Source organism: Nocardiopsis coralliicola (assembly GCF_054779695.1).
Genome location: NZ_BAAGXT010000043.1, coordinates 1 through 22,844, shown reverse-complemented (window position 1 = coordinate 22,844; position 22,844 = coordinate 1). Strand labels below are relative to the sequence as shown.

Below are 22,844 nucleotides of genomic sequence, written 5' to 3'. Positions count from 1 at the left end.
CCCCGCGGGGGAGCGTGCTGCCATGGCAGCACAGAGCGGGCGGCAGCGGCACCGGACGGCGCTGGTCACCGGCGGTTCGCGCGGGATCGGGCGGGCGGTGGTGGAGCGGATGGCGGGCGAAGGGGCCAGCGTGGTCTTCTGCTTCCGCAGCGGCGCCGAAGCCGCGGCGGACGTCGAGGCGTCAACCGCCGCCGCGGGAGCGCCGGCCCGCGGGATCCGCACCGACCTGGCGCGGCGGGGCGCGGGCACCGAGCTGTTCGCGGCCGCGGAGGAGCACCTGGGCGGCGTCGACATCCTCGTCAACAACGCGGGCTCAGACACCGTGCCCCGCCCGATCGGGTCCCTCTCCGACGCCGGCTACGACGCGATCATGGACGTCAATGCGCGCGCGGTGTTCGAGCTGATGCGTGCGGCGGCCGGGCGGCTGCGCGACGGCGGGCGGATCGTCAACGTCTCGACGCTCAACACCTCCGCGGCGACCGCCGCGGCGGCCGTGCACGCCGCGAGCAAGTCCGCGGTGGAGCAGTTCGCGGCGGGCGCCGCGCACGAGCTCGGCCCGCGCGGCATCACGGTGAACTGCGTCGCCCCGGGCGCCACCGACACCGCGCTGCTGCACGGCAACAACCCGGGCGTCGACGTGGCCGCCGCCGTCGTGCCGCGCACCCCGCTGGGCCGGCTGGGCACGCCGGACGACATCGCGGCCGTGGTCGTCTTCCTGGCCGGCCCGGACGCCGGCTGGGTCACCGGCCAGACCATCCGGGTGGCCGGCGGCCTGGGCTGACGGCGCTCAGCGCACGTCGAGGACGAGCCGGGCGCCGAGGGCGCCGAAGACCGCGGCGGAGGCGCGGTCCATCCAGGCGCGGAAGCCCGGCCGGGCGGCGATGCGCTCGGAGAGCGTCCCGGAGAGCAGGCCGGCGGTGCCGTCGACGGCCAGCGCCAGCACCACGAAGAGCAGGCCGAGGACCAGCATCTGGACCGTCATCGGCCAGGCGTGCGACCCGGTGGTGGCGAACTGCGGCATGAAGGCGAGGAAGAACAGGATCACCTTCGGGTTGGCCAGGTTGGTCAGCAGCGCGAGGACGAAAGTGCGCCGCAGGGAGCGGCGCGGCAGCGCCGGCGCCGCGGCCGCTGCACCGCCGGCCGGGCGCTCCCGGATGTGCTGGCGCGCGCCGCGCCACGTCGTGACCGCCATGAACAGGAGGACGACGGCGCCGGCGATGCGGACCACCGTCAGCGCGCCGGGAGCGGCCTGGACGAGCAGGCCCAGCCCGAACGCGGCGGCGACGCTGTGCACGAGCAGCCCGGCCGACATGCCCAGTGCGGCCACCACGCCCGCCCGGCGCCCGCCGCTGACCCCGTTCGCCAGGACGAACAGCAGGTCGGGGCCTGGAGCAATGCTGATCAGCAGGGTCGCCGTCACAGCGGCGAGGAGGAGGTGGGGATCCATACCGGACATCCTATGAGCCGACAGCGGCCGGCCCGGCTCCACCGGACCGGTCTCCGCGCCCTCCCGCGGGAGGCCCTGAGGACACTGAGGAGACGTGCGGCGGCGCGCAGCGGGGGGCGCTGCCGCAGCCCTGCGCCGCGCGCCGGTGCGGCACCGGAGCCGGCACCCCTCCCGGCCCCTTCGGAGCACCGGTCGCCATCCTGCCCGGGCCCCCGCGGCCTCTCCTGACTGTGCCGCCGGATCTCCGCACGTGCACCGGAGGGCGCCGGCACGGGCGGAGACCGCCTCGCGGCCGCAGACCCGGGCCGGCCCGGCACGCGCCGGACCGGTCCCGTCCGCCGGGCTCCGGACCGGCGGCAGGCTCAGCTCCCGGCGGACCGGGTGCGGATGCACGTCCGGTCCGGCGCGGCCCCGCTGCTCCGCCGCAGATCGCGGTCGGCCCAGGCGCGAACGCTGCGGTGCGGACCCGCCGGGGCAGCGGCCCGCCGCCCTCCGGCCGGAGCGGCCCCTGTGCGGCGCAGCCCCGGCCGGAGGGCGGCTAGGCGTCGGCCGGCTTGGTGGCGCCGCGCGGCGAGCGGACCGATTCGAGCCAGCGGAGCGCCTGGTCCGAGCCCGGTTCGAGGGGGCCGGGGAGGTCGTCGAGGAAGGTCTGGTCGCCGTGCCGGGCGAGTTCGCCGCGGACGGCGGCCGGGTCGCCCTGCTCGATGACGCGGAGCAGCCGGCGGTGGCGCAGGACGTTGGCGGCCAGTGTCTCGTTGCGGTGCGCCCGCGCCTGCCGGTTGAGCGCCATGCATAGCTGCATCTGCAACTGCAGCGACGCATACGTCTCCTCCAGCCGCCGGTGCCCGGCCAGGCCCACGACGGCGGTGTGGAACGCCAGCTTGTGCTCGCTCAGCCCGGCCTCATCGCGGTCGTCGGCGGCCCGCTCCATGCCGCGCAGGGCGTCCCAGCAGCGCTCCAGCCGCTCCGGCTCGGTGACCGGGACACCGAGCCCGACGGCCATGTCCTCCAGGTGGTGGCGCAGCGTCATGATCTCGTACACGTCGTGCAGGGTGAGCGGCGTGACGATGGCGCCCTTGTGCGGCGTCTGGCGGATCAGGCCCTCGTGCTCGAGGCGGCGCAGCGCCTCGCGCAGCGGCGGCCGGCTGATACCGAGCTGCTGGGTGAGCCGGTTCTCCACCACGCGGTCACCCGGGCAGAGCTCGCCGCCGAGGATCATCCGGCGCACCGAGCGCGCGGCAAGCTCCACCATGCTCGGCGGCTTGACGATCCGGTCCACTGCCCCTCCTCCGCTGGCGGCGCGTCCACTGCGCCCTTGCGCCCCATTCTCGCCGCTGCGCCCGGAGGTCACGACCGGCCCCCGGCGGGCGCGGCGCAGGCGGCGACCAGTTCCACCGGGTGCCAGGAGCGGCGCTCGGTGCCGTGCCCGATCTGCTGCCGGCAGGAGACTCCGGTCGCGGCGACGACGGTGTCTTCGGGCTCCGCTTCGATCGCGGGGAACAGCCGGTCGGCGCCGACCTGCATGGACGTCGCATAGTGCTCGGCCTCGAAGCCGAACGAGCCGGCCATGCCGCAGCAGCCCGCGTCGAGCTCCACGACCTCGGCGCCGGGGATGCGGCGCAGCAGGGCGACGGTCGCCGCAGTGCCGACCTCGGCCTTCTGGTGGCAGTGGCCGTGGAAGAGGATGCGGCGCCCGGCCGGCCAGCCGGCGTCGGACAGGGTGAGCCGTCCGCTGTCGATCGCCTCGGTGAGCAGCTCCTCGACCTGCTGGACGCGGTCGGCGACGCCGGCCACCCGGTCGTCACCGGGCAGCAGCGAGTCGGCCTCGTCGGCGAGCGTCAGCACGCAGGACGGTTCGCATCCGACGATCGGCCCCTGCGCGGCGGGGCCTTCGGAGAGCAGCCCCACGAGGTGGCCGGCCTTCTTCTTCGCGTCGTCGACCAGCCCCTTGGACAGGCTGGAGCGGCCGCAGCAGCCGCGGCTCTCCAGCCGCACGTCCCAGCCGGCCCGCTCCAGCAGGCCGATGGCCGCGCGGCCGATGCCGGGCTCGGTGTAGGTCGCGAAGGAGTCGGCGAGGAAGGTCAGCGTGCCGGCCGGCGCCGCACTCCCGGGCTCGGGGGCGCCGCGGCGGCGGAACCAGCGGACGAGGTTGGCGCGGGTGAAGGTGGGCAGCGGGCGCTGCGCGGTGATGCCCACGGTGCGCTCGACCAGCCGGCGCAGCAGCGGGATCCGGTTGGGCAGGCCGCTCAGCGGCGCGGTGGCCGAGCCCAGCCGGTACAGGGCGCGCACCGACCCGAAGATGCGGGAGCGCAGCGGCACCCCGTGCACGTCGTGGTGGTGGGACAGGGCCTCGCTCTTCAGCTTCGCCATGTCCACGCCGAGCGGGCACTCGCTCTTGCACGCCTTGCACATCAGGCACAGGTCGAGCGACTCGTGCAGCCGCTCCTCGCCCAGCGCGGCCTTCGGGTCGGCCGAGGACAGCGCCTGCACCAGGGCGTTCGCCCGGCCGCGGGTGGCGTGCTCCTCGTCGCGGGTGGCGATGTAGGAGGGGCACATCGTGCCGCTCTGGCTCTTCCGGCACAGGCCGATGTTCATGCACCGGTCGGCGGCGCCGCGCATGCCGCCCACCACCTCGAAGGAGAGGCGGGTGCGGAGCGGTCCGGGCTCGACCGGCTCGGCGTCGCGCAGGTGCTCGGTCATCGGCGGGGCGTCGACGATCTTGCCGGGGTTGAGCGTGCCGTCCGGGTCGAAGAGCTGCTTGACCCGCTGCATGGCGGCGTACAGGTCGGGGCCGAACAGGTCGCGGTTGAACTCGCTGCGCGCCAGCCCGTCGCCGTGCTCGGAGGAGTTGACGCCGCCGTACTCGGCGACGAGGTCCTTCACCTCTTCGGCGACCGCGCGCATCTTCTCCGCCTCCCCGGGCTGGGCCAGGTCGACGAAGGGCCGGATGTGCAGGCAGCCGACCGAGCAGTGGCCGTAGAAGCCGGCCTCCATGCCGTGCTTGTCGAGGATGCCGGCGAACCGGCCGGTGTACTCGGCGAGGTGCTCGGGGGCCACCGCGGTGTCCTCGACGAAGGCGAGCGGGCGGCGGGTGCCGCTGCCGGCCGCCATCAGCAGGCCGAGGCTGGACTTGCGGACCTTCAGCAGCGCCGACTGCTCGGCCGGGGTGACGGCCTGCAGTGTGTGGTAGCCGTGCCCGGCGGACTTCCAGGCGGCGGCGAGGCGCTGCAGCCGGTCGGCGAGCTCGGCGCGGTCGCCGCCGCGGAAGGACACGAAGAGGAGGGCGTCCGGGTCCCCTTCGAGGATGTCGCCGAGCGAGGCGTACTCGATCCGCTGCCGGGACAGGTCGAGGATGGTGCGGTCCATCAGCTCGACCGCGTCCGGGTCGAAGGCGAGCGCGTCGGTGGTGGCGGCGATGGCGTCGGCGGTCGAGGTGAAGTGGCCGACCGCGATGACGGTGTGCGCGGGTTTGGCGACCAGGTCCACCTCGGCCTCGGTGGTGAGCACCAGGGTGCCCTCCGCGCCGACGGTGAACTTGGCGAGGTCCATACCGGGGCCGCCGGCGGCGAGCCGGTCCAGCCGGTAGCCGCCGGCCCGGCGCCAGAACTCGGGGAAGCCGGTGGCGATGGCATCGGCGTCCTCGGCGAGGATGCGCTCCAGGCCCCGGTAGATCTCCCCCTCGCGGCCGGGCGCCGCGGCCTTGGCGGCGCGCGCCGCGGCGTCGAGCGGCTCCAGCCGCGCGCGCGAGGCGTCCGACAGGACCGCATCGAGCGCGCGGACGTGGTCGATGGTCATGCCGTAGCGCAGCGACCCGCTGCCCGCGGAGTTGTTGCCGATCATGCCGCCGACGGTGGCGCGGTTGCTGGTGGAGGTGTCCGGCCCGAACATCAGGCCGTGCTCGGCGGCAGCCGCGTTGAGCTGGTCCTGCACCACGCCCGGCTGGACGACGGCGGTGCGCGCCTCCGGGTCGAGCGAGCGGATCGCGCTCATGTACCGGGACATGTCGACGACGAGGCCGGCGCCGATGGTCTGACCGGCGAGGCTGGTGCCGGCGCCGCGGGCGGTGACGGTGGCGCCGACCGCGCGCGCCGCCTCGACGGCGGCCGCGACCTCGTCGGCGTCCCGCGGCAGCACCACGCCCAGCGGCGGGATGGTGTACATGCTGGCGTCGCGCGAATAGAGGTGCCGGGTCTGCGCGTCGAACCGGGTGTCGGCGACGCCGGAGCGGCGGAGCAGCTCGCGCACTTCGCCGGCGCGCTCGGCGTCCTCGGCCGCGGCGAACCCGCCCGGCGCGAATCCGGCGCGCTCGGCGCCGGGGGCCTCGGTTCCGATAGACAGGGTCATGGGGTGGGCCCTCCTGGGGTCGCTCCTGGTCGCCTCGGCGCGGGCTGGGGCGAAGGTCAGTGCCGGTCGAGCTCGTCCAGCGCCGCCGCGAGGCCGTCGCCGTCCGTGGTGACGCCGGCGCGGGCAAGGCCCATCTGGACCCCGGCGAGCGCCCCGGCGATGGTGAGGTCGTTGGTGTGGCCCAGGTGGCCGATGCGGAAGACCCGGCCGGCCAGCCGGCCCAGGCCCGCACCGAGCGACATGTCGTAGCGGTCGAGGATGACGGCGCGCACCCGGTCGGCGTCGTCGGCCTCGTCCAGCAGCACGGCGGTGAGCACGCCGGAGTACTCGCGCTCGTCGGCGCAGAGGACCTCCAGCCCCCAGGCGCGCACGGCGGCGCGGACGGCGCGGCCGTAGCGCTGGTGCCGCTCGAAGACCGCCGGAAGGCCCTCGGCGTTGAGGATGTCCAGCGACTCGCGCAGGCCGTAGAGCAGGTTGGTGGCGGGGGTGTAGGGGGTGAACCCGGTGGCGTTGGCCTCCAGGTGCGGCCGCCAGTCCCAGAACGACCGGGGCAGCTGCGCCGTGGCGGACGCCTCCAGCGCCTTGGGGCTGACGGCGTTGAAGCCCAGGCCCGGCGGGAGCATCAGGCCCTTCTGCGAACAGGAGACGGTGACGTCGACGCCCCACTCGTCGTGCCGGTAGTCCAGCGAGCCCAGCGAGGAGATGGTGTCGACGAGCAGCAGCGCGGGGTGGCCGGCCGCGTCCATCGCGGCGCGGACGTCGGCGATGCGCGACACGGCGCCGGTGGAGGTCTCGTTGTGCACGACGCAGACCGCCTTGATGCGGTGGCCCGTGTCGGCGGCGAGCCGGTCGGCGATCCGCTCGGGTTCGGCGCCCCGGCGCCAGTCGCCCGGGATGAGCTCGGCGTCCAGGCCCAGCCGGGTGGCCATCGCGTGCCACAGGGTGGCGAAGTGGCCGGTCTCGCTGCACACGACGGCGTCGCCCGGGGAGAGCGTGTTGGCGAGCGCCGCCTCCCATGCGCCGGTCCCCGAGGACGGGTAGACGACGACCGGGCCGGTGGTGCCGAACAGCGGCGGCAGGTCGGCGAGGAGCCCGCTGAGGAGCTCGGCGAAGGCGGGGCCGCGGTGGTCGATCGTCGGCGCGGCCATGGCGCGGAGCACGGAGTCGGGCACTGCGGAGGGGCCGGGGATCTGGAGGAAGTGGCGGCCGGTGGCGGCGTCCATGGCAAACCTCTCGGATATCCGCTATGCGGAAGATCGTTTTCGCTTTATGAATCTCTTCGGACCATAGACATCGAACGAGAGCCTCACAACCCCCTGGCGAATCCCAGAATCCCACTTTACTGTGACTCGCATCTCAAGCAATGCTTGACTGTGCCAAAGCGGATGCGGATACTTCTGCTAGACAGAATTATCTTTCCAATATATGGAAAGGTTCGGACGCACCCCCCGAGACGCTCCGACAGCACCCCCCGTGGCGCCCGTCCGCCATCCCCCAGCCCGCCCCCGCGGCCGGCGGACCACGCGCCCTGCAGCCGACTCCCGCCGACGACCCTTTTCCAGGGGGCCTCGTGCCAGCAGAAGTCATCTCGATCCTCGTCCTCGTCCTCGTCTTCCTCATCGCCACCCTGACCAGCGCGCATATGGGCGCCCTGGCCCTCGTCGCCGCCTTCATCGTTGGGCTCGCCGTCGCCGGCGAGTCGACCGACGACATCTTCGGCGGATTCCCCGGCGACCTGTTCGTGATCCTGGTCGGGGTCACCTACCTCTTCGCGATCGCCAAGAACAACGGCACCGTCGACTGGCTGGTGCAGGCTGCGGTCCGGCTGGTGGGCGGGCGCATCGCGCTCATCCCCTGGGTGATGTTCGGCGTGACCGCCGTGCTCACCGCCGCGGGCTCGGTGGTCCCGGCCGCGGTCGCGATCATCGCGCCGATCGGCCTGGGCTTCGCCCGCCGCTATGGCATCAACCCGGTGCTCATGGGCCTGCTCATCGTCAACGGCGCCAGCGCCGGCGGGTTCTCGCCGGTCAGCATCTTCGGCACCATCACCAACGGCGTCGTGGACCGCAGCGGCCTGGAGGGTTCGCCGCTGCTGCTCTTCGCGGCCTCGTTCTTCTTCAACCTGCTGCTGAGCATCGCCGTCTTCTTCATGTTCGGCGGCCGCGCGCTCCTCGGCCGCCGCGACGGCGACGGGCTCGGCTCCACCGGCGCCGCCCCCTCCGGTGGCACCCCCGCCGGCGGCGGGAGCGGCGGCGCCCCGGCCTCCGGCGACACCCTCCCCGCGGGCGCGGCGACCGCGACCGCAGCACCAGCGAAGGACCCCGACGACGCCCCGTTCAGCCTCAACGTGGGCCTCACCCTGATCGGCCTCGTCGTGCTGGCGGTGGGTGCGCTGGCGTTCGAGCTCGACGTGGGCCTGATGGCGATCAGCGTGGCGGTGGTCCTCACCCTCGTCTCGCCGCGCGGGGTGAAGGGCGCGGTCGACGCCGTCGCGTGGCCGACGGTGCTGCTGATCTGCGGGATCGTCACCTATGTGAGCCTGATGGAGCGCATGGGCACGATCGACTTCCTCGGCGACAGCGTCGCCTCGATCGGCGTCCCGCTGCTGGCCGCGTTCGTGATCTGCCTGATCGGCGGCGCCGTCTCGGCGTTCGCGTCCACCACGGGCATCCTCGGCGCGCTCATCCCGCTGGCCGTGCCGTTCCTGCTCACCGGCGACGTCGGCGCGATCGGGCTGATCACCGCACTGGCGATCTCCTCCTCGGTGGTCGACACCTCGCCGTTCTCCACCAGCGGCGCCCTGGTCGTCGCCAACTCCCAGCCGGAGGAGCGCGACCTGGTGTTCCGCCGGCTGATGCAGTGGGGCATGAGCATGATCATCGTGGCCCCGCTCATCGCCTGGGGCGTGTTCGTCGTTCCCGGCTGGCTGTGAGTGCCCGGCCCGCACCCTGACCGGCCGGCCCTCCGGCGCCGCTGCGGCGGGAGTCGCCCCTCCCGCCGCGGCGGTCAGCCGCGGCGCCAGGCGCCGCGGCGTCAGGCCGCCCCGTCGGGCACGCCGAACCACTCCCGCGCCGTCCCGCCGGCGGCGCCGGCCCGCACATGCGGCGAGGCGCCCGCCGCCGCCACCGCGGCCCGCAGCGCGCCCCACGCCTGCGCGTGGCTGGCGGCGGCGCGGATGACCGGCCAGTTCCCGGCGAGCATGCACCGGTGGGCACCGAACGCGTCGAAGGCGTCGCGCACCCAGGGCCGCAGTTCCGCGGCGCTCCACTCCCAGCCGGCCAGGGCATCGCGGCCCACCGACACCTTCACCGCGGTACCGGGCAGAGCGGCCAGCCGCGCCATGGCCGCCCGCCAGGGTGCGGGATCGCCGCCGGCGAGCGGCGGAGTGCCGAGATGGTCGATGACGACGGGCAGGTCGGGCAGTGCCTGGGCCACCTCGGCCGCGAGGGCGGCGTGCTCCGGGCGGGCGAGGACGACCTCCCAGACCAGGCCGGCGCGGGCCACCCGGGTCAGCGCCGGGATCAGATCGGCGGCGGTGGCGTCCGCGGGCAGCGCGGTCCGCACGCCGCGCAGCAGCGGCACCGCGGAGCGGATCCGGGCGAGCTCCTCGCGCGCCGGGCGCGGCTCCAGCAGCGGCAGCCAGGCCACCACCGCACCCACCGGGAGGAACACTGCGGCGTACCGCGCCAGCCGGTCGTTCTCGGCGCTGCCGGCGGTGCACTGCACCAGCACCGTCCGGCCGATCTCACTGCCCTCCAGCTCCGCGGCCAGGTGCCCGGGGGCGAACTCGCCGTCGAGCTCCGGCGCGGCGGGGTCGGGCCGGCGGGTCCCGGCCGGCCAGAAGTGCTGGTGGGCGTCGACGGCGGCCGCCGAGGACCCGAGGTCGGCGACTGACAGCGCGGCGCCGGCGGCGTCAGCGTCGGCCTCGGCGGCACTGTCCGAAAAGCGTGCAGATCGCATGGCGGCTCCCGGGGGGGTGCGGCAGGCGCCGCCGGAGCAAGCCCCGGGCGGCGCCGCGGAGAACAGATTGTAGACAATAGATCACTAGCTCATAGGCAGGATAGGGAGGCGGACGCCGATGGTGCAGCGCACCGAACCGGAACAGGACCCGCGGCCGGGGGCGGCCCTGGAGGGGGTGACCGTGCTCGAGGTCGGCGTGTTCATGGCGGCGCCGTTCGCCGCCATGCAGCTGGCCGACCTGGGAGCGCGGGTGATCAAGGTGGAGCCGCCCGCCGGCGACCCGGTCCGCGAGACCGGTCCGCACCTGGACGGGGAGAGCTCTCCGTTCCTGCGGCTGAACCGGAACAAGGAGTCGGTGGTCCTGGACCTGAAGTCGGCGGAGGGCAGCGCGGCGTTCCGCGCGCTGGCGCGCCGCGCCGACGTCGTCCTGGAGAACCTGCGGCCGGGCGCGATGGTCCGCCTCGGCCTCGGCCCCGAGGAGCTGTGGGCGGAGAACCCGGAGCTGGTGTACGCCTCCGGATCGGGCTGGGGCCAGGACGGCCCGCTCGCCGACCGGCCCGGGCTGGACATCATGGCCCAGGCGCGGTCCGGGCTGATGGCCGTCACCGGCACACCGGAGTCGGGGCCGGTCAAGGTGGGCGTACCGATCTGCGACCTGACCTGCGGCCTCTACCTCGCGCTGGGCGTGATGGCGGCACTGCGGCACCGCGACTCCGGCGGCGGCGGGCAGCGCGTCGACGTGTCGCTGCTGGAGGCCGGCCTGTCCTACTCGGTCTGGGAGGCCGGACGCTACTTCGGCAGCGGCGAGGTGGGCGCCCGCAGCGGGTCGGCGCACCAGAGCCAGGCGCCCTACCAGGCGCTGCGTGCGCGGGACGGCTGGGTGACGGCGGGCGCCATCACTCCGGCCACATGGACGGGGTTCTGCGCGGCGCTGGACCGGCCCGACCTGGCGGCCGACGACCGGTACGCCACCAGCGGCTCCCGGTTCGCCCTGCGCGCGGAGCTGATCGCCGACATCGAGCGGACCACGGAGCAGTGGAGCCGGGCCGAGCTGGTCGCCGCCTGGACCGAGCACGGCGTCCCCTGCGCGCCGATCCTCGACCACGGGCAGGCGTTCACCGACCCGGCGGTGGCCGAGCGCGGGTTCGTGTGGGAGGCCGAGGACCCCGCGCTGGGCGGGGTGCGCCAGCTGGGGTCGCCGATGCGGCTCTCGGCCACCCCGGCCCGGCGGGACACGCCCGGCCCGCGGCTCGGGCGGGACACCGATGCGGTGCTGAGTGAGCTCGGGCCGCTCCCCGGCACTCCGGCCGGCGGGGTACCGCAGCAGCAGGCCGGCGCGAACGGAGAGGGGAACTGATGGGCGGGCAGACAGAGGCGGACGGCCCCGACCTGATCACCGGGGTCGAGGGCGGCGTGCTCACCGTGGTGTTCAACCGGCCCCGGGCCCGCAACGCCATGACCCCCGAGATGTACGAAGGGCTGTACCAGGCGTGCGAGCGGGCCGACGCCGACCCCGAGGTCAGGGCGGTGGTGCTGCGCGGCGCGGGCGACCGGGCCTTCGTCGCCGGCACCGACATCGGCGGGTTCGCGGACTTCTCCTCGCCCCAGGACGGGGTGGACTACGAGGCCGGCGTGACCCGGGTTGTCAACCGGATCGAGGATCTGGACGTGCCGTCGGTGGCGGTGGTCCGCGGCTACTGCGTCGGCGGCGGCCTGGCGATTGCGGCAGCGTGCGACCTGCGGCTGGCCGACGACACGGCCCGGTTCGGCGTACCGATCGCCCGCACCCTGGGCAACTGCCTGTCGGCGAACACGCTGTCGCTGCTGCACCAGCGGCTCGGCGCGGCGCGCACGACCGACCTGCTGCTCCGCGCCGGCTTCCTGTCGGCCGCCGAGGCGCACACGGCGGGGTTCGCGGCCGAGGTCTGCGCACCGGAGGAGCTTGCGGCGCTGGCGGAGGAGACCGTCGGCCGGTTCCTCTCGCAGGCGCCGATCACCATGTGGGCGGCGAAGGAGCTCACCCGGCGCATGCGCCGCGCCGCGCTGCCCGAGGACGCCGACGTCGTGGGCACCGCCTTCGGCTCGGCCGACTTCGCCGGTGCCGTCCGCGCCTTCACCGACGGCACCCGGCCCACCTGGACCGGCCGCTGACCAGCGGACGCCGCGCCTCTGCCCGGGCCGGCCGGCAGAGGTGCGGCGGGCGGCCGCCCGCACGCGGCGGCTGAGCGCGGTGCCGGGGCCGCGGTCCCGCTGCCGCGCGGGATAGAGGGCCCTCCCAGGCGGACCGCCGCGCGAACCCGGCCGCGCCTGGAGGTCTCCCGGGCCCGCACGGAGGGCCGCCCACTGCACGGGCTTCCCGCGGAGCCCCGGTCCTGCCGCCCGGGCCGGGGCGGGGCCGGAGGGCGGCCGCGCCCGCGTGCCGACGGCAGCGCGCCCCGGCGGATCCGGGCCCGCGCTCCAGACCTCCCCCGGCGCGGCGGCCCGGTCGCAGCCGCCGGTTGGCCGCAGCGGGCCGCGGCGCGGTAGACCTGGACCGGAGCCGGACGGCGCCGCCGGTCCCGCGCCGGCCGCCCGTTCCGGCTCCAGGACCCTGACGAGCTCTGCCAAGGAGGCACACTGTGGCCGCGTCCCAGCCCCCGTCCCCGTACGACTTCCTGCCCGAGGTCCCGTCCTTCACCCTCACCAGCGAGTCGGTGGCCGACGGGGCTCCCCTGCCCACCGCGCAGGTCAGCGGCATCATGGGCGCCGGCGGAGAGGATGTCTCGCCGCAGCTGTCCTGGAGCGGCTTCCCCGCCGGGACGCAGAGCTTCGCCGTGACCTGCTTCGACCCCGACGCGCCCACGGCCAGCGGGTTCTGGCACTGGGCGGTGGCGAACATCCCGGCGTCGGTGACGGCGCTGCCCGCCGGCGCGGGCGGCGAGGACGGCGCCGGGCTGCCCGCGGGCGCGGTGACCCTGCGCAACGACGCCGGGGCGCACCGGTACCTCGGCGCCGCCCCGCCGGCCGGGCACGGCCCGCACCGGTACATGTTCGCGGTGCACGCCGTGCAGGTGCCCGCCCTCGACGTCGACGCGTCGGCGACCCCGGCGTTCCTCGGCTTCAACCTGTTCTCCACCGCACTCGCCCGCGCGATCGTCACCCCGGTCTTCGAAGTGAAGTGACCCCCCGGCCCCGCCGCCGGCCGCGGTCGGCGGTGGGGCCGGTTCGGGGCCCGCCGGAATGCGGGATCGCACGCCGTCCCGGTCCGGGCCCCGCGCGGGGCTCGTGCCCCGGGGCGGATGCGCGCTTTAGGGTGTGTGCGATCGCACTCGCAGTCGCGGTGAACGGAGTCCCCATGGTGCATGACCGCCCGCTGCCCGCCCTCATCGTGGACTACGGAGAGGTCGTCTCGCTGCCGCAGCCGGTCGCCGACCGGGCCGCGATGGAGGCGGCCGCCGGCGTCGATCCGGCCGGGTTCTGGGCGGCCTACTGGGCCGAGCGGAGCGGCTACGACCGCGGCCGCAGCGGCGGCGAATACTGGCGCCGCGTCGCCGACCGCTGCGGCGCCCGCTGGTCGGCCGCGCAGGTGCAGCAGCTGTGGAGCGCCGACGTCGCCTCCTGGCTGCGCCCCGACCCCGAGGTGGTCGACCTGCTCGGCGCACTCGCGGCGCGCGGCGTCCGCCTCGGCCTGCTGTCCAACGCGCCGCACGGCATCGCCGGCGCACTGCGCGCGTCGCCGCTGCTCGCGCCGTTCGCGGCCGCGGTATTCAGCTGCGACATCGGCGCCTGCAAGCCCGAGCCCGCCGCCTACACGCGCGCTCTGGAGGCGGTCGGCGCCGGGCCCGGCGGGGCGCTGTTCGTCGACGACCGCGCCGAGAACGTGCAGGCGGCCGAGGTGGCCGGTCTGACCGCGCTGCACTACACCGGCCCCGCTGGCCTGCGCGCCTTTGCCGCCGAGCACCTGGGCCCCGAACCGCGGGAGGCGTCCGCAGCCCGCTGACCGCACCCGCGGCCGCACCGTCCGGGCGCCCGGCGGAGGCGGTGCCGGAGCGCGCCGCCGCAGCACGTCGATCCCGTACCCGCGGTTGTCCTGGAAACCGGAACCGGCCAACGGGCAGCACCCCCGGACGGCGCCGTCCTACGCTCGGTGCGCAAGGGATCGACCGCCCGCCGGGACCGGGCCCCGCCGCAGCCCCCTCCCCGGGGAGGAGCCTCGGTCGCCGAGGCGCCGCCTTCGGTCCGAACACAGCGAGGTTCCGTGCCATCCGAAGGCACAGCACCCGTAGGAGAGCACCGAGCGGAGAGGGTTCACCGGTGACCGCTGAACAGGCTTCCGAGCGGCCGACCGTGGTGGTTACGACCGCGGGGTCGGCGGCGACGTCGAGCACCATCGTCCATCTGCGGCGGCAGGGCTTCCGAGTCGTCGCCACCGACATCGACTCCTCGGCACCCGGCCTCTACCTGGCCGATTCCAGCCATCTCATCCCGCCGGGGGGCAGCCCGGACTTCGCCGGGGCGCTGGCGGCGGTCTGCGCGCAGGAGCACGCGGACGCCCTGATCCCGCTGGTCGACGAGGAGCTGGTGGCCGCCGCCGGCCTCGACCGCCCCGGCCTCCGGGTCCTGCTGCCGCGGCCCGCGTTCATCCGCACCTGCCTGGATAAGTACGCGCTCACCCGCCGGCTGGCCGCCGCCGGGCTGCCGGTACCGGCCACCAGCCTCGCCTCCGAGTGGGACGGCACGCCGGAACCGCCGGTGGTGGTCAAGCCGCGCTCGGGGCGCGGCAGCCGCGGCGTCGCGGTGTGCCGCACCGCCGAGGAGCTGGGCGGAGTCATCACCGACAGCGGCTACGCCTCCGAGGACCTCATCGTGCAGGAGCTGGCGCCGGGCCAGGAGTACACGGTCTCGGTGGTGGTGTGGCGCGACGGCTCCGTGCAGGCGGTGGTGCCCAAGGAGGTGGTGCTCAAGCGGGGCGTCACCAAGTTCGCGATCACCCGCCGCCACCAGCGCGTCGCCGACGTGTGTGCCGCGGTGCAGGAGCGGCTCGGCGCCGACGGCCCGTTCAACGTGCAGCTCGCGCTGGACGAGGCGGGCGAGCCGCGCATCTTCGAGATCAACCCGCGCTTCTCCTCGACGGCACCGCTGACCGTCGAGTCGGGCGTGGACGAGGTCGCCGGCCTGGTGCGGCAGGCCGTGCTGGACGGGCCGCCGCTGGCCGACGAGTGGCGGGAGGGCGTGGTGATGGTGCGCCGCTGGACCGACGAGTTCATCGACGAGTCGACGTTCGCGTCGTTCTCGGTGGCGCCGGAGCGGTCGGTGCCGATGCGCGAGTGCGAGCCGCCGGTGATCGCGCAGGTGGTGCGGTGAACCTCGGTCCCTACCCGGCGGATGCGCTGCTCCCGGCCGCGGTCCAGGCAGCCCTGGAAGTCGGGGTGCTGCTGCGGGAGTGGCGCTCCGACTCCGGCGCCGTCAGCGGCGTCTGGGAGGGCGCCCAGTTCAAGGCGCGGGCCGACGCGCTGGCGCACACCGCGCTCAGCGAGCGGCTCACCGCGGCGGCGCCGGGGGTTCCGGTGCTCAGCGAGGAGGACCCGGACGCGCTGCCGGAGCTGCGGCCCGAGCGGTACTGGATGATCGATCCGATCGACGGCACCGCCTCCTACGTGCACGGCTTCCCCGGCTATGTCACCCAGGCCGCGCTGGTGGAGCGGGGGCGCCCGGTACTGGCGGTGGTCTACGCGCCGGAGAACGACGTCATGTACACGGCGGTGCGCGGCATGGGCGCCGAGCGCAACGGACGCCGGCTCGCCCCGCTGGCGGCCGCCCCGCCGGGCGCCGGAGCGCTCATCGACAACACGCCGGAGCCGCGCGGGATCGCCCGGGCCGCCTACGACCGCTTCGGGTTCGCCGAGTACCAGGAGTGCGGCAGCATCGCGCTGAAGCTGTGCCGGATCGCGGAGGGGGTGGCGCAGCTGTTCGTCAAGGACGTACCCGTGCGCGACTGGGACATCGCCGCACCGCAGCTGCTGCTGGCCGAGACCGGCGGCGGCCTGCTCCGGCTCGACGGTGCGCCGTTCACCCATTCCGGGGGCTACGAGGCCACCGGGCTGGTCGGCGCCACCAGCCCGGGCACGTGCGCCGAGGTGGCGCGGTGGGCGCGGGAGGCGGGCATGGCGGGCGGGGATCCCGGGGCGCCCTGAGGCGGCGGGCGGTGTCACCCGTTCGGAGGACGCCGCCCCCTCCGCTCGGACCTTGCCGGAACCCGCGGACCGGGCCTAGCGTCGGAGGAGGCGGATTCGGCCGCGGGGGCGGCCGAGGGCCCGTGCCGAGGAGGCTCCCCGTGACCAGTGACCCAGCAGGCGCAGGCGGGCTGCGCGCTTCCGATGCGGAGCGCAGCGCTGTCGCCGACCGGCTCTCTGCAGCGCTCGCCGACGGACGCCTCGACCTGGACGAGTACCAGGAGCGGCTGGACTCGGCCATGCGGTCCACCACCACCGGCCAGCTCGTCCCGCTCACCGCCGACCTGCCGGACGCCCCCGTCGGGGCGGACGGACACGCTGCGGGGCCCGTCGACCTGGGCGCCCGGGAGGACGGGCCGCGGAAGCGGCCGTGGGACCGGATCGACGACGACTGGCGGAACTGGCTCGGCGCGGCGGTCATCATGACCGCGATCTGGGCGGTCACCGGCATCACCTCCGGGTTCGGCACCTTCTGGCCGCTGATCCCGCTCGGGATCTGGGCCGCGGTCCTCGTGGCGGGCCGCCTCACCTCGTCCTGCGACTGACCGGCCGCAGCTGACCGCGGCCGGGCCCGGCCGCGGCGGGCGCAGCACGGCCGCAGGGGCCGTTGCGGTACCCCGGGCCCTGCGGCCGAGCCTTTCCTCGCGCCGCTCCTCCGCGTATCGTGAGGTGCCCCACATCTCGGCAGGGGGTGGCGCCGGTGGAGGACGAGCGTGGCCCGGACGGCGGTATGCGCGCTTCGGATGCAGACCGGGACGCCGCCGCCGAACGCCTCGCCGCCGCACTTGCTGAAGGCCGCCTCACCCTGGCCGAATACGACGAGCGCCTGCACGCCGCGATGGCCGCCGTGCACCGCGCCGACCTCGCGGCGCTCACCGCCGACCTCCCCGAGCCGCCCGCCGCGCCCGCGGACCCGGTCCGCACCGGCGCCGCGGACGGGGACCGCCACCCGGCCGGCGCCGCGATCGGGCCGGCGCCGTCGCGCTGGCGGGAGTGGGGCGAAGAGTGGCGGTGGTGGCTGGGCGGCGCAGTGATCATGGCCGGGATCTGGGGCGTCACCAGCATCATGAGCGGCACCCTGGTGACCTTCTGGCCGCTGGTGCCGCTCGGGATCTGGGCCGCGATCCTGCTCGCGGCCGCCATCTGGCCGGACGAGGACCCGGGGGCGCACAGCTGAGCCCCGGGGCGAGGAGGGTGACACGGATGGGGAGCCACGAAACGCCTGCGGACACCGGTGTCCCGAATCTGCGGCCGGACGCGGGGGTGCCGCCCGCGCGGATGCGGGTGGGCGACGCCGAGCGCGATGCGGTTGCCCGCCGCCTGGCGACCGCCCTCCAGGAGGGGCGGCTGACGCTCGCGGAGTACCACGAGCGCCTCGACCTGGCGCTGGCCGCCGTCGTCGCGGGCGACCTGGAGGGAATCACCTCCGACCTGCCCGAACCCCCGGAGCCGCCGCCGGACGCCGGCACCGACGGCGCCGAGGCCGCCGCCGAGCGCGCCCGCCGGGCGCGGCACCGCCGCTTGGACCCGTGGCGCGGCCTGACCGCGGTCTCGATCGTGCTGCTCGCGATCTGGGCGGTCACCAGCGTGATGGCCGACCGGATCCTGCCCTTCTGGCCCCTGGTGCCGATCGGCTTCATGTTCGTCTTCACCCTCGCCGCGACGGTCGGCGCCCTTCCGTTCGAGGACGAGGAGGAGCCCCGCTAGGTCGTGCCGGGCGGGCGGATGTCCTGCTGCGCGGCGCGGCGGGCGCGGTGGTTGGCGACGTTGACCCGGTTCCCGCACAGGCCGGGCATGCAGTAGCGCCGCCGGCCGGGACGGGTCGCGTCGATGAACACCCCCTGGCAGCCGGGCGCGGCGCAGGGCCGGAACCGCTCCGTGCCGAGGGCGTGCAGCACGCCGAGGACGCCCACACCGCAGACGAGTGAGAGTCGGTCGGCGACGTCCGCCGCAGGCGCGGGCTCCAGCGCCCACCGGGTGCGGCCGGGGCGCGCGGGGTCGGGAGCAAGGGTCGCCCCGCGGGCGGTCCCGGTGAGCGCAGTTGCGCCGCCGATCAGGCGGTCCCGCTCGGGGCTGCCGATCAGGTCGCGCACGGTGGCGCGCAGGGCGTGCACGGCGCTCAGTCCGGCCGCGTCCGCACGGCGCGCCGCCGCGCCCAGCGGGGCTCCGCCGCCGGGCGGATCATCGTGCAGGTCGGCGAATGCGGCGAGGGCCGCCAGGTCGGCGAGGTGGTCGTCGCCGCGCCAGACGTCCGCTCCGGTGTTGGCCAGATCGGTCGCCACCCCCGCCGCCCATACGTAATCCCCTAAAGCGACTTGCATCCCTTACCCACTTCGGTCTAGCTTCACTGAAGCGTCACTTTACCCCTTACCGGGCGCGGGCTCCGGGGCGCGCACCCGCACCACGCGCCGCTCCCCCGCACCTTGGAGGCACCGTGCCGGAAACGGCGATCGACACCCTGGTCTTCGACGTGCTCGGCACGCTCGTCGACGAACCGTCCGGCCTGCGGGCCGGCATCCTCCGACTGGCGCCGGAGTCCGGCCGCACCGAAGCCGACCGGCTGCTCGCGCTCTGGACAGGCCACATCGAACGCGAGCAGCAGCGCGTTCTCGACGGCGGCCGGTCCTATCCGCCGGGGGGCGCCCTGGACCGGGAGGCCGCGCAGATCGTCGCGCGCGCGGCCGGTGCGGCCCATCCGGAGGCGGCGGAGCTCGCGCGCTCGGCCCGCCGGCTCCCCGCCTGGCCCGACTCCGCTTCGGGCCTGGCGCGGCTCGCCGAGGGCTTCCCGGTCGTCGGCCTCTCCAACGCCGGCCGGGCGGCACTGCTGGAGATCAGCGCGCACGCCGGTCTGCGCTGGCACCAGGCGCTCTCGGCGGAGGAGGTCCGGAGCTACAAGCCCGACCCCGCGGTCTACCGGCTCGCCGCAGAAGCCGCCGGCCGGCCCCCGGAGCGGCTGCTCATGGTGGCGGCCCACGCGTGGGACCTGCGAGCGGCGCGGGCAGCGGGCCTGCGCACCGCCTATGTCCGCCGCCCCGCGGGAGACCCGCCGTCCCCGTCCGACCGCTTCGACCTGCACGCCGGCGGACTGGATGATCTCGCCGGCCAGCTGGCCGGAGGTGCCGCCGGGCTCCGCTGAGCCGCGGCCCCCGAACCGGGCCGCCCTGCCGCCGGCGAGCAGGGGTTGCGGACAGGCCGGCAGTGGCGGGCCGGACCGGCTGGATCCGAGGGCGGTGCGTCCGTATCCGGCCAGACCGCCGTCAGCCGGCGGCGTGCAGCCAGCGGACCGGGGCGCCGTCGCCGGCGTAGCGGAACGGCTCGAGCTCCTCGTCCCAGACCCGGCCGGTGAGCCGGTCCAGCTCCGCGTCGAGCTCGATCTCCCCTGCCGCGGCGCGCTCCAGGGCGGCGCGGATGCGCGCCTCGGGCACCAGGACCTCGCCCGCCGCGCTCATCACCGAGGTGAACACGCCGAGGGCGGGCGTGTAGCTGTAGCGCACGCCGTCGCAGCCGGGCGACCCTTCCTCGGTCACCTCGTAGCGCAGGCGCTGCCACCCGTTGAGGGCGGAGGCCAGCGCGCCGGACGTCCCCGGCGCGCCCGCCCAGTTGAGCTCAGCACGGTGTGCCCCGGGAGCTGCGGGCTGATCGCCCCATTCCAGCTTTACGGGTACACCGACGACGCCCGCGACCGCCCACTCGACATGTGGGCACAGCGCCGCGGGCGCGGAGTGGACATACAAGACGCCACGTGCGGACACCGAACCTCCTGATGTGAACGAGTGCGCTTCCCCGACGCCCTCGTTCACCGCGGAGGAACCGTCCGTTCGAGAGTTCTCCGGTGGCCATTGTGCCCCATCGACCCCCGGGGCACCAGGGCGCCCGTGACCGGATCCGGTATTCCCGCCCGCAGGGGGCGTGTCGCGGCTAGCGTTGTCGGCAAAGGGTCCGCGAGTCTACTCGGGGTGCCATTGGGAGACCAGACCTGTCAGAGCGTCCAGCCCGAAGTCCTACTGCTGCGCGCACGCGCCGGAGACGCCGATGCGTTCGCCGCCCTCATGCAGCGCTACCGGGCGATGGTGGGCTCCATCGTCGCCCTCTACCGACTCACCCACGCCGACGCCGACGATGCCAAGCAGACGGTCTGGTGCCTGCTCGCCGAGCACCTCGACCGGATCCGGGAGCCGGCCGCGATCGGCCGGTGGATCGCCCGGACCACCCACGACGCCGCCGTCCGCCAGCGCCGGCGGGCGAGCCGCACGGCGCCGACCGACCCCTCGGAACTGCACGCCGTCGACCACCGCGACCCCGAGACCCAGACGCTCGCCGAAGAGCGCGACCGGCGCGTGCACGCCGCCATCGCCGCCCTGCCCGAGCCCGACCGGACCCTGCTCGCCCTCGACCTGTACCGGCCCCGGACGTCGGCCGCCGAAGCCGCGGAGTGCACCGGCCTGCCGAAGAGCGAGATCGAGGTGGCCCGCAAACGCGCGCGCCGCCACCTCCGCAGCCGGCTGCGCCGCGACCCCCGCGCTTTCGGCATCCCGGCCCTGGACGACCGCCCAGAGCCCCGGCCCGCCCCGTCCGAACCACGCTGGACCCTGTGATGTCTGCCCCCTGCAACGGCCCGGCCGGCGACGGCCGGGCCGCCGCTGCTGAGGGCGCCGGCGGCCCCGGCAGCGGCTCTGCGGACGCCGAAGCGTTCCTGCACCGCGGCACTCCCGAGCCCGGACCAGCGGACGGCGCCGAGCCCGCCCGCTCGCACGGCGAGCCCGCGCCCGCGCCGCCTTCCGGCGAGGCCGACGAGCGCTTCATCGCGGCGCTCCGCAGCCAGCTGGCCGCAGACCGCGGCGCTTCCGGGCCCGGCGGGGCCGAGAGTGCGGGGCCCGCCAGCGAACTGGCGCCGGTGGTTGCGGCGGCCTTCCGCCGCCGACGCCCGGATGCCGCGATCGCGGCCCTCTCGGGCGACTCCGCGGTGGCACCGATCCCCGGAACGGCCACGGTCCGCTCGGGGCCCGGTGCGCCGCGCTTCCTCGTCTTCACCGCCCCGCCGCCCGACCGGTCTGTACGGGTCCAGATCACCGAGGACGGTGGCCTCCGCCACCTCGCCGGCCGCCTCGACCCGCCGTCCCCGGGCCGCGCCGTCCTCGACCACGCCGCCGGCACCACTACCGCCGAACTGGACCCGGACGGCGTCTTCGTCGCCCGCTCCCTCCCCCGCGGCCCGCTCCGGATCCTCTTCGAATCCGCCGGCCTCCCCCCGTTCACCACCGAGTGGACCGCCATCTGAGCCGCGCCGCGGCGGACACTGCCCCTCCAGCACGTCCGGCTGCACCCGCGGGCCGGCCCGGCACCCCGTTCTCGGCCGGGAGCCCGGCCAGCGGCCGCTGGACCGCGGACCTGCACCCGGTGTACCCGGCCGCCGGGGACGACCACCGCCGGCCAGGCGCCCTCCAGCGGTCCGGCACTCCCCCGCACCCCGGCGGCGCGGGGAGGGGTCGAGGGCCCTCGCCGCAAGCGCCGCTGACTCCAAACCCGCCTCCACAGCGGTGCGGCGCCCCCCGCGGTCGGAGCGGGGGATCGCGCCCCCGGCTGCGGGCCGGGGCCCGGTCCGCCACCGGGTCCGGCACCCGGCGCGCGGAGAGCCCTCAGCCGGTGTTTCCGCAAGCCCCTTGCAGGACGTAGGGCAGGGCCGGAAACCGGCGCCGGGCAGGGTCCTCCCGCGCCGGGAGGGACTTCCCCGGGGCGGATCCGGACAGCGCAGGCGAGCAGGTCTGCGGGGCCCGCAACACCGTGCGGGCCGCCGCCGCGGGGGCGGTTCGGCCGGATTTCCGGTCAGTCGGCGACCGGGAGGTCGCGGCCCCCGGTCAGCGCAAGGAGGTCGGCGCGGGTGGTCGCGAAGACGGTGTTCGGGGTGCCGGCAGCCGCCCAGACGCGGTCGTAGGCGCCCAGGGCCGGGTCGACGACGGTGAGCAGCGGCGCGGGGTGGCCGACCGGGGCGACGCCGCCGATGGCCTGTCCGGTCGCGGCCCGGACCAGCGCGGGGTCGGCGCGGTCCAGCGACGGCAGTCCGAGGCGTCCGGCCAGCGCCTTCGTCGCGACGCGGTGCGCGCCGCTGGTCAGCACGAGGACCGGGGTTCCGGCCGCGGAGAAGACCAGTGAATTGGCGATCGCGCCGACCGGGCAGCCCAGTGCCTCCGCTGCCAGCGCCGCGGTCCGCGCGTCGGAGGACAGCACCCGGACCGACACCGGGTGGCCGGCGGCCGCGAGTACCGCGGCGACCTTCCTGCTGCGCTCCGGCAGCGCCTCTTCCGCCACGGCTTGCGCCCTCTCGTCCGCCACCGGTCCTCCCATCGCCGTTTCCGGGCCCGGGCGGGCCCGAAAGCCACCGTAGCTGCGCTCTCGCCCGGTCGGCCAGAGTGGCAGTTCCTCTGCCCCACTGGACACCGGGACCGCGGTGTGCGGTGCTTCTGTTACGCACCGCGAGCACTCGGCCGCGGCGCCGGACGGAGGGGCAGCGTATGGCGAAACCGCAGTGGGCCGCGGGACGCGGCGGAGCAGGGCGCGCAGCGGCGGTCCCGGACACGGCCGGCCTGCTCGCCGCGGACCCGGTGCGGGCGGCGGCGCACGCCCGCGGCGTCCGGGAGTCCCCGGGGGCGAGCGGCGGCGAGCGCGCCGAAGCCGAGCGGCTGCTGGGGCTCTGCCTCTACGAACAGGGCAGCACCGAGGCCGCGGTGAGCGCCCTGCGGCACGCGGGACAGGCGGCCGCGGCGGCCGGCCATCCCGGCACCGCGGACCGGGCCCGCGCCGACCTGATGGCCATCCGCGCCCAGGACGGAGCCGACGGGACCGACGGGACCGCCGGCGCCGCCGGGCGCCGGGTGGCGCAGCGG

General features: G+C 75.8%; 22 protein-coding genes and 1 pseudogene. 15 read left to right on the top strand and 8 right to left on the bottom strand.

All coding sequences use genetic code 11. The features are described 5' to 3' along the window. The first annotated feature begins 22 nt into the window (after positions 1 to 22). The gene (locus tag ACYVGT_RS22725; protein ID WP_460861984.1) at positions 23 to 781 is read left to right on the top strand and encodes an SDR family NAD(P)-dependent oxidoreductase; all 759 of its coding nucleotides are present in this window, start codon (positions 23 to 25) and stop codon (positions 779 to 781) included. Between the two features lie 6 nt (positions 782 to 787). Here the strand turns inward: ACYVGT_RS22725 and ACYVGT_RS22720 are convergent, their stop codons facing one another. From ACYVGT_RS22720 to ACYVGT_RS22705, 4 genes are all read right to left on the bottom strand, one after another. Further along, the gene (locus ACYVGT_RS22720; RefSeq protein ID WP_460861981.1) at positions 788 to 1,447 is read right to left on the bottom strand and encodes a LysE family translocator; all 660 of its coding nucleotides are present in this window, start codon (positions 1,445 to 1,447) and stop codon (positions 788 to 790) included. A gap of 538 nt (positions 1,448 to 1,985) precedes the next feature. Then, complete coding sequence (locus ACYVGT_RS22715) at positions 1,986 to 2,726, bottom strand: GntR family transcriptional regulator (protein WP_460861978.1); 741 nt, start codon at positions 2,724 to 2,726, stop codon at positions 1,986 to 1,988. 68 nt (positions 2,727 to 2,794) lie between these two features. Next, positions 2,795 to 5,791: an FAD-binding and (Fe-S)-binding domain-containing protein gene (locus tag ACYVGT_RS22710; protein WP_460861974.1), complete on the bottom strand. Its 2,997-nt coding sequence runs from the start codon at positions 5,789 to 5,791 to the stop codon at positions 2,795 to 2,797. 56 nt (positions 5,792 to 5,847) lie between these two features. Beyond that, positions 5,848 to 7,014, bottom strand: a complete 1,167-nt coding sequence (locus ACYVGT_RS22705) for a pyridoxal-phosphate-dependent aminotransferase family protein (RefSeq protein ID WP_460861971.1) — start codon at positions 7,012 to 7,014, stop codon at positions 5,848 to 5,850. A gap of 347 nt (positions 7,015 to 7,361) precedes the next feature. Here ACYVGT_RS22705 and ACYVGT_RS22700 point away from each other — a divergent pair, with 347 nt between their 5' ends. Further along, positions 7,362 to 8,723, top strand: coding sequence for an SLC13 family permease (locus ACYVGT_RS22700; protein ID WP_460861969.1), 1,362 nt, complete (start codon positions 7,362 to 7,364; stop codon positions 8,721 to 8,723). Positions 8,724 to 8,824: 101 nt separating this feature from the next. On the opposite strand, the gene ACYVGT_RS22695 is transcribed toward ACYVGT_RS22700, so the two are convergent. Then, positions 8,825 to 9,751 carry an amidohydrolase family protein gene (locus ACYVGT_RS22695; RefSeq protein ID WP_460861965.1) on the bottom strand — a complete coding sequence of 309 codons (927 nt, stop codon included), beginning with the start codon at positions 9,749 to 9,751 and terminating at the stop codon, positions 8,825 to 8,827. Between the two features lie 118 nt (positions 9,752 to 9,869). Between ACYVGT_RS22695 and ACYVGT_RS22690 the strand changes: the two genes are divergently transcribed. The 9 genes from ACYVGT_RS22690 to ACYVGT_RS22650 all read left to right on the top strand — a co-directional run bounded on the left by ACYVGT_RS22690 (position 9,870) and on the right by ACYVGT_RS22650 (position 17,670). Beyond that, positions 9,870 to 11,108, top strand: coding sequence for a CaiB/BaiF CoA transferase family protein (locus ACYVGT_RS22690; protein ID WP_460861960.1), 1,239 nt, complete (start codon positions 9,870 to 9,872; stop codon positions 11,106 to 11,108). Next, positions 11,108 to 11,902, top strand: coding sequence for an enoyl-CoA hydratase (locus ACYVGT_RS22685; RefSeq protein WP_460861957.1), 795 nt, complete (start codon positions 11,108 to 11,110; stop codon positions 11,900 to 11,902). The genes ACYVGT_RS22690 and ACYVGT_RS22685 overlap by 1 nt, the downstream gene beginning before the upstream one ends. 467 nt (positions 11,903 to 12,369) lie before the next feature. Continuing rightward, positions 12,370 to 12,912 (top strand): YbhB/YbcL family Raf kinase inhibitor-like protein, encoded by a 543-nt coding sequence (locus tag ACYVGT_RS22680; protein WP_460861953.1) that lies wholly within the window; start codon positions 12,370 to 12,372, stop codon positions 12,910 to 12,912. Positions 12,913 to 13,085: 173 nt separating this feature from the next. Further along, positions 13,086 to 13,730 (top strand): HAD family hydrolase, encoded by a 645-nt coding sequence (locus ACYVGT_RS22675; protein ID WP_460861951.1) that lies wholly within the window; start codon positions 13,086 to 13,088, stop codon positions 13,728 to 13,730. A gap of 350 nt (positions 13,731 to 14,080) precedes the next feature. After that, positions 14,081 to 15,094: an ATP-grasp domain-containing protein gene (locus ACYVGT_RS22670; protein ID WP_460862058.1), complete on the top strand. Its 1,014-nt coding sequence runs from the start codon at positions 14,081 to 14,083 to the stop codon at positions 15,092 to 15,094. Further along, positions 15,091 to 15,924, top strand: a complete 834-nt coding sequence (locus tag ACYVGT_RS22665) for a 3'(2'),5'-bisphosphate nucleotidase CysQ (RefSeq protein WP_460861949.1) — start codon at positions 15,091 to 15,093, stop codon at positions 15,922 to 15,924. Before ACYVGT_RS22670 ends, ACYVGT_RS22665 begins: the two co-directional genes overlap by 4 nt. Positions 15,925 to 16,064: 140 nt before the next feature. Beyond that, the gene (locus ACYVGT_RS22660) at positions 16,065 to 16,508 is read left to right on the top strand and encodes a DUF1707 SHOCT-like domain-containing protein (protein ID WP_460861946.1); all 444 of its coding nucleotides are present in this window, start codon (positions 16,065 to 16,067) and stop codon (positions 16,506 to 16,508) included. Between the two features lie 185 nt (positions 16,509 to 16,693). Beyond that, positions 16,694 to 17,140 carry a DUF1707 SHOCT-like domain-containing protein gene (locus tag ACYVGT_RS22655; protein WP_460862055.1) on the top strand — a complete coding sequence of 149 codons (447 nt, stop codon included), beginning with the start codon at positions 16,694 to 16,696 and terminating at the stop codon, positions 17,138 to 17,140. Positions 17,141 to 17,166: 26 nt separating this feature from the next. After that, complete coding sequence (locus ACYVGT_RS22650) at positions 17,167 to 17,670, top strand: DUF1707 SHOCT-like domain-containing protein (protein ID WP_460861944.1); 504 nt, start codon at positions 17,167 to 17,169, stop codon at positions 17,668 to 17,670. Here ACYVGT_RS22650 and ACYVGT_RS22645 read toward each other — a convergent pair. After that, the gene (locus ACYVGT_RS22645) at positions 17,667 to 18,245 is read right to left on the bottom strand and encodes a CGNR zinc finger domain-containing protein (protein WP_460861940.1); all 579 of its coding nucleotides are present in this window, start codon (positions 18,243 to 18,245) and stop codon (positions 17,667 to 17,669) included. The genes ACYVGT_RS22650 and ACYVGT_RS22645 overlap by 4 nt on opposite strands. Positions 18,246 to 18,397: 152 nt before the next feature. Here ACYVGT_RS22645 and ACYVGT_RS22640 point away from each other — a divergent pair, with 152 nt between their 5' ends. Further along, positions 18,398 to 19,099, top strand: a complete 702-nt coding sequence (locus tag ACYVGT_RS22640; protein WP_460861937.1) for a haloacid dehalogenase type II — start codon at positions 18,398 to 18,400, stop codon at positions 19,097 to 19,099. Positions 19,100 to 19,220: 121 nt separating this feature from the next. Here the strand turns inward: ACYVGT_RS22640 and ACYVGT_RS22635 are convergent, their stop codons facing one another. After that, on the bottom strand, positions 19,221 to 19,715 hold the full coding sequence (locus ACYVGT_RS22635) for a DUF3145 domain-containing protein (protein ID WP_460861934.1): 495 nt from the start codon (positions 19,713 to 19,715) through the stop codon (positions 19,221 to 19,223). 204 nt (positions 19,716 to 19,919) lie between these two features. Here ACYVGT_RS22635 and ACYVGT_RS22630 point away from each other — a divergent pair, with 204 nt between their 5' ends. After that, on the top strand, positions 19,920 to 20,558 hold the full coding sequence (locus ACYVGT_RS22630; protein ID WP_460861932.1) for an RNA polymerase sigma factor: 639 nt from the start codon (positions 19,920 to 19,922) through the stop codon (positions 20,556 to 20,558). Beyond that, positions 20,558 to 21,241, top strand: coding sequence for a hypothetical protein (locus ACYVGT_RS22625; RefSeq protein WP_460861930.1), 684 nt, complete (start codon positions 20,558 to 20,560; stop codon positions 21,239 to 21,241). The genes ACYVGT_RS22630 and ACYVGT_RS22625 overlap by 1 nt, the downstream gene beginning before the upstream one ends. A 545-nt stretch (positions 21,242 to 21,786) precedes the next feature. On the opposite strand, the gene ACYVGT_RS22620 is transcribed toward ACYVGT_RS22625, so the two are convergent. Then, positions 21,787 to 22,293 carry a YbaK/EbsC family protein gene (locus ACYVGT_RS22620; RefSeq protein WP_460861927.1) on the bottom strand — a complete coding sequence of 169 codons (507 nt, stop codon included), beginning with the start codon at positions 22,291 to 22,293 and terminating at the stop codon, positions 21,787 to 21,789. Positions 22,294 to 22,472: 179 nt separating this feature from the next. Here ACYVGT_RS22620 and ACYVGT_RS22615 point away from each other — a divergent pair. Beyond that, positions 22,473 to 22,844, top strand: a pseudogene (locus tag ACYVGT_RS22615) (hypothetical protein); the annotation flags it as partial.

Excerpts from the sequence above, each read along its gene's own strand:
- ACYVGT_RS22725 (WP_460861984.1), top strand. The coding sequence starts at position 23 with ATGGCAGCACAGAGCGGGCGGCAGCGGCACCGGACGGCGCTGGTCACC.
- ACYVGT_RS22720 (WP_460861981.1), bottom strand. The coding sequence starts at position 1,447 with ATGGATCCCCACCTCCTCCTCGCCGCTGTGACGGCGACCCTGCTGATC.
- ACYVGT_RS22710 (WP_460861974.1), bottom strand. The coding sequence starts at position 5,791 with ATGACCCTGTCTATCGGAACCGAGGCCCCCGGCGCCGAGCGCGCCGGA.
- ACYVGT_RS22705 (WP_460861971.1), bottom strand. The coding sequence starts at position 7,014 with ATGGACGCCGCCACCGGCCGCCACTTCCTCCAGATCCCCGGCCCCTCC.
- ACYVGT_RS22695 (WP_460861965.1), bottom strand. The coding sequence starts at position 9,751 with ATGCGATCTGCACGCTTTTCGGACAGTGCCGCCGAGGCCGACGCTGAC.
- ACYVGT_RS22690 (WP_460861960.1), top strand. The coding sequence starts at position 9,870 with ATGGTGCAGCGCACCGAACCGGAACAGGACCCGCGGCCGGGGGCGGCC.
- ACYVGT_RS22685 (WP_460861957.1), top strand. The coding sequence starts at position 11,108 with ATGGGCGGGCAGACAGAGGCGGACGGCCCCGACCTGATCACCGGGGTC.
- ACYVGT_RS22675 (WP_460861951.1), top strand. The coding sequence starts at position 13,086 with ATGGTGCATGACCGCCCGCTGCCCGCCCTCATCGTGGACTACGGAGAG.
- ACYVGT_RS22655 (WP_460862055.1), top strand. The coding sequence starts at position 16,694 with ATGCGCGCTTCGGATGCAGACCGGGACGCCGCCGCCGAACGCCTCGCC.
- ACYVGT_RS22650 (WP_460861944.1), top strand. The coding sequence starts at position 17,167 with ATGGGGAGCCACGAAACGCCTGCGGACACCGGTGTCCCGAATCTGCGG.
- ACYVGT_RS22625 (WP_460861930.1), top strand. The coding sequence starts at position 20,558 with ATGTCTGCCCCCTGCAACGGCCCGGCCGGCGACGGCCGGGCCGCCGCT.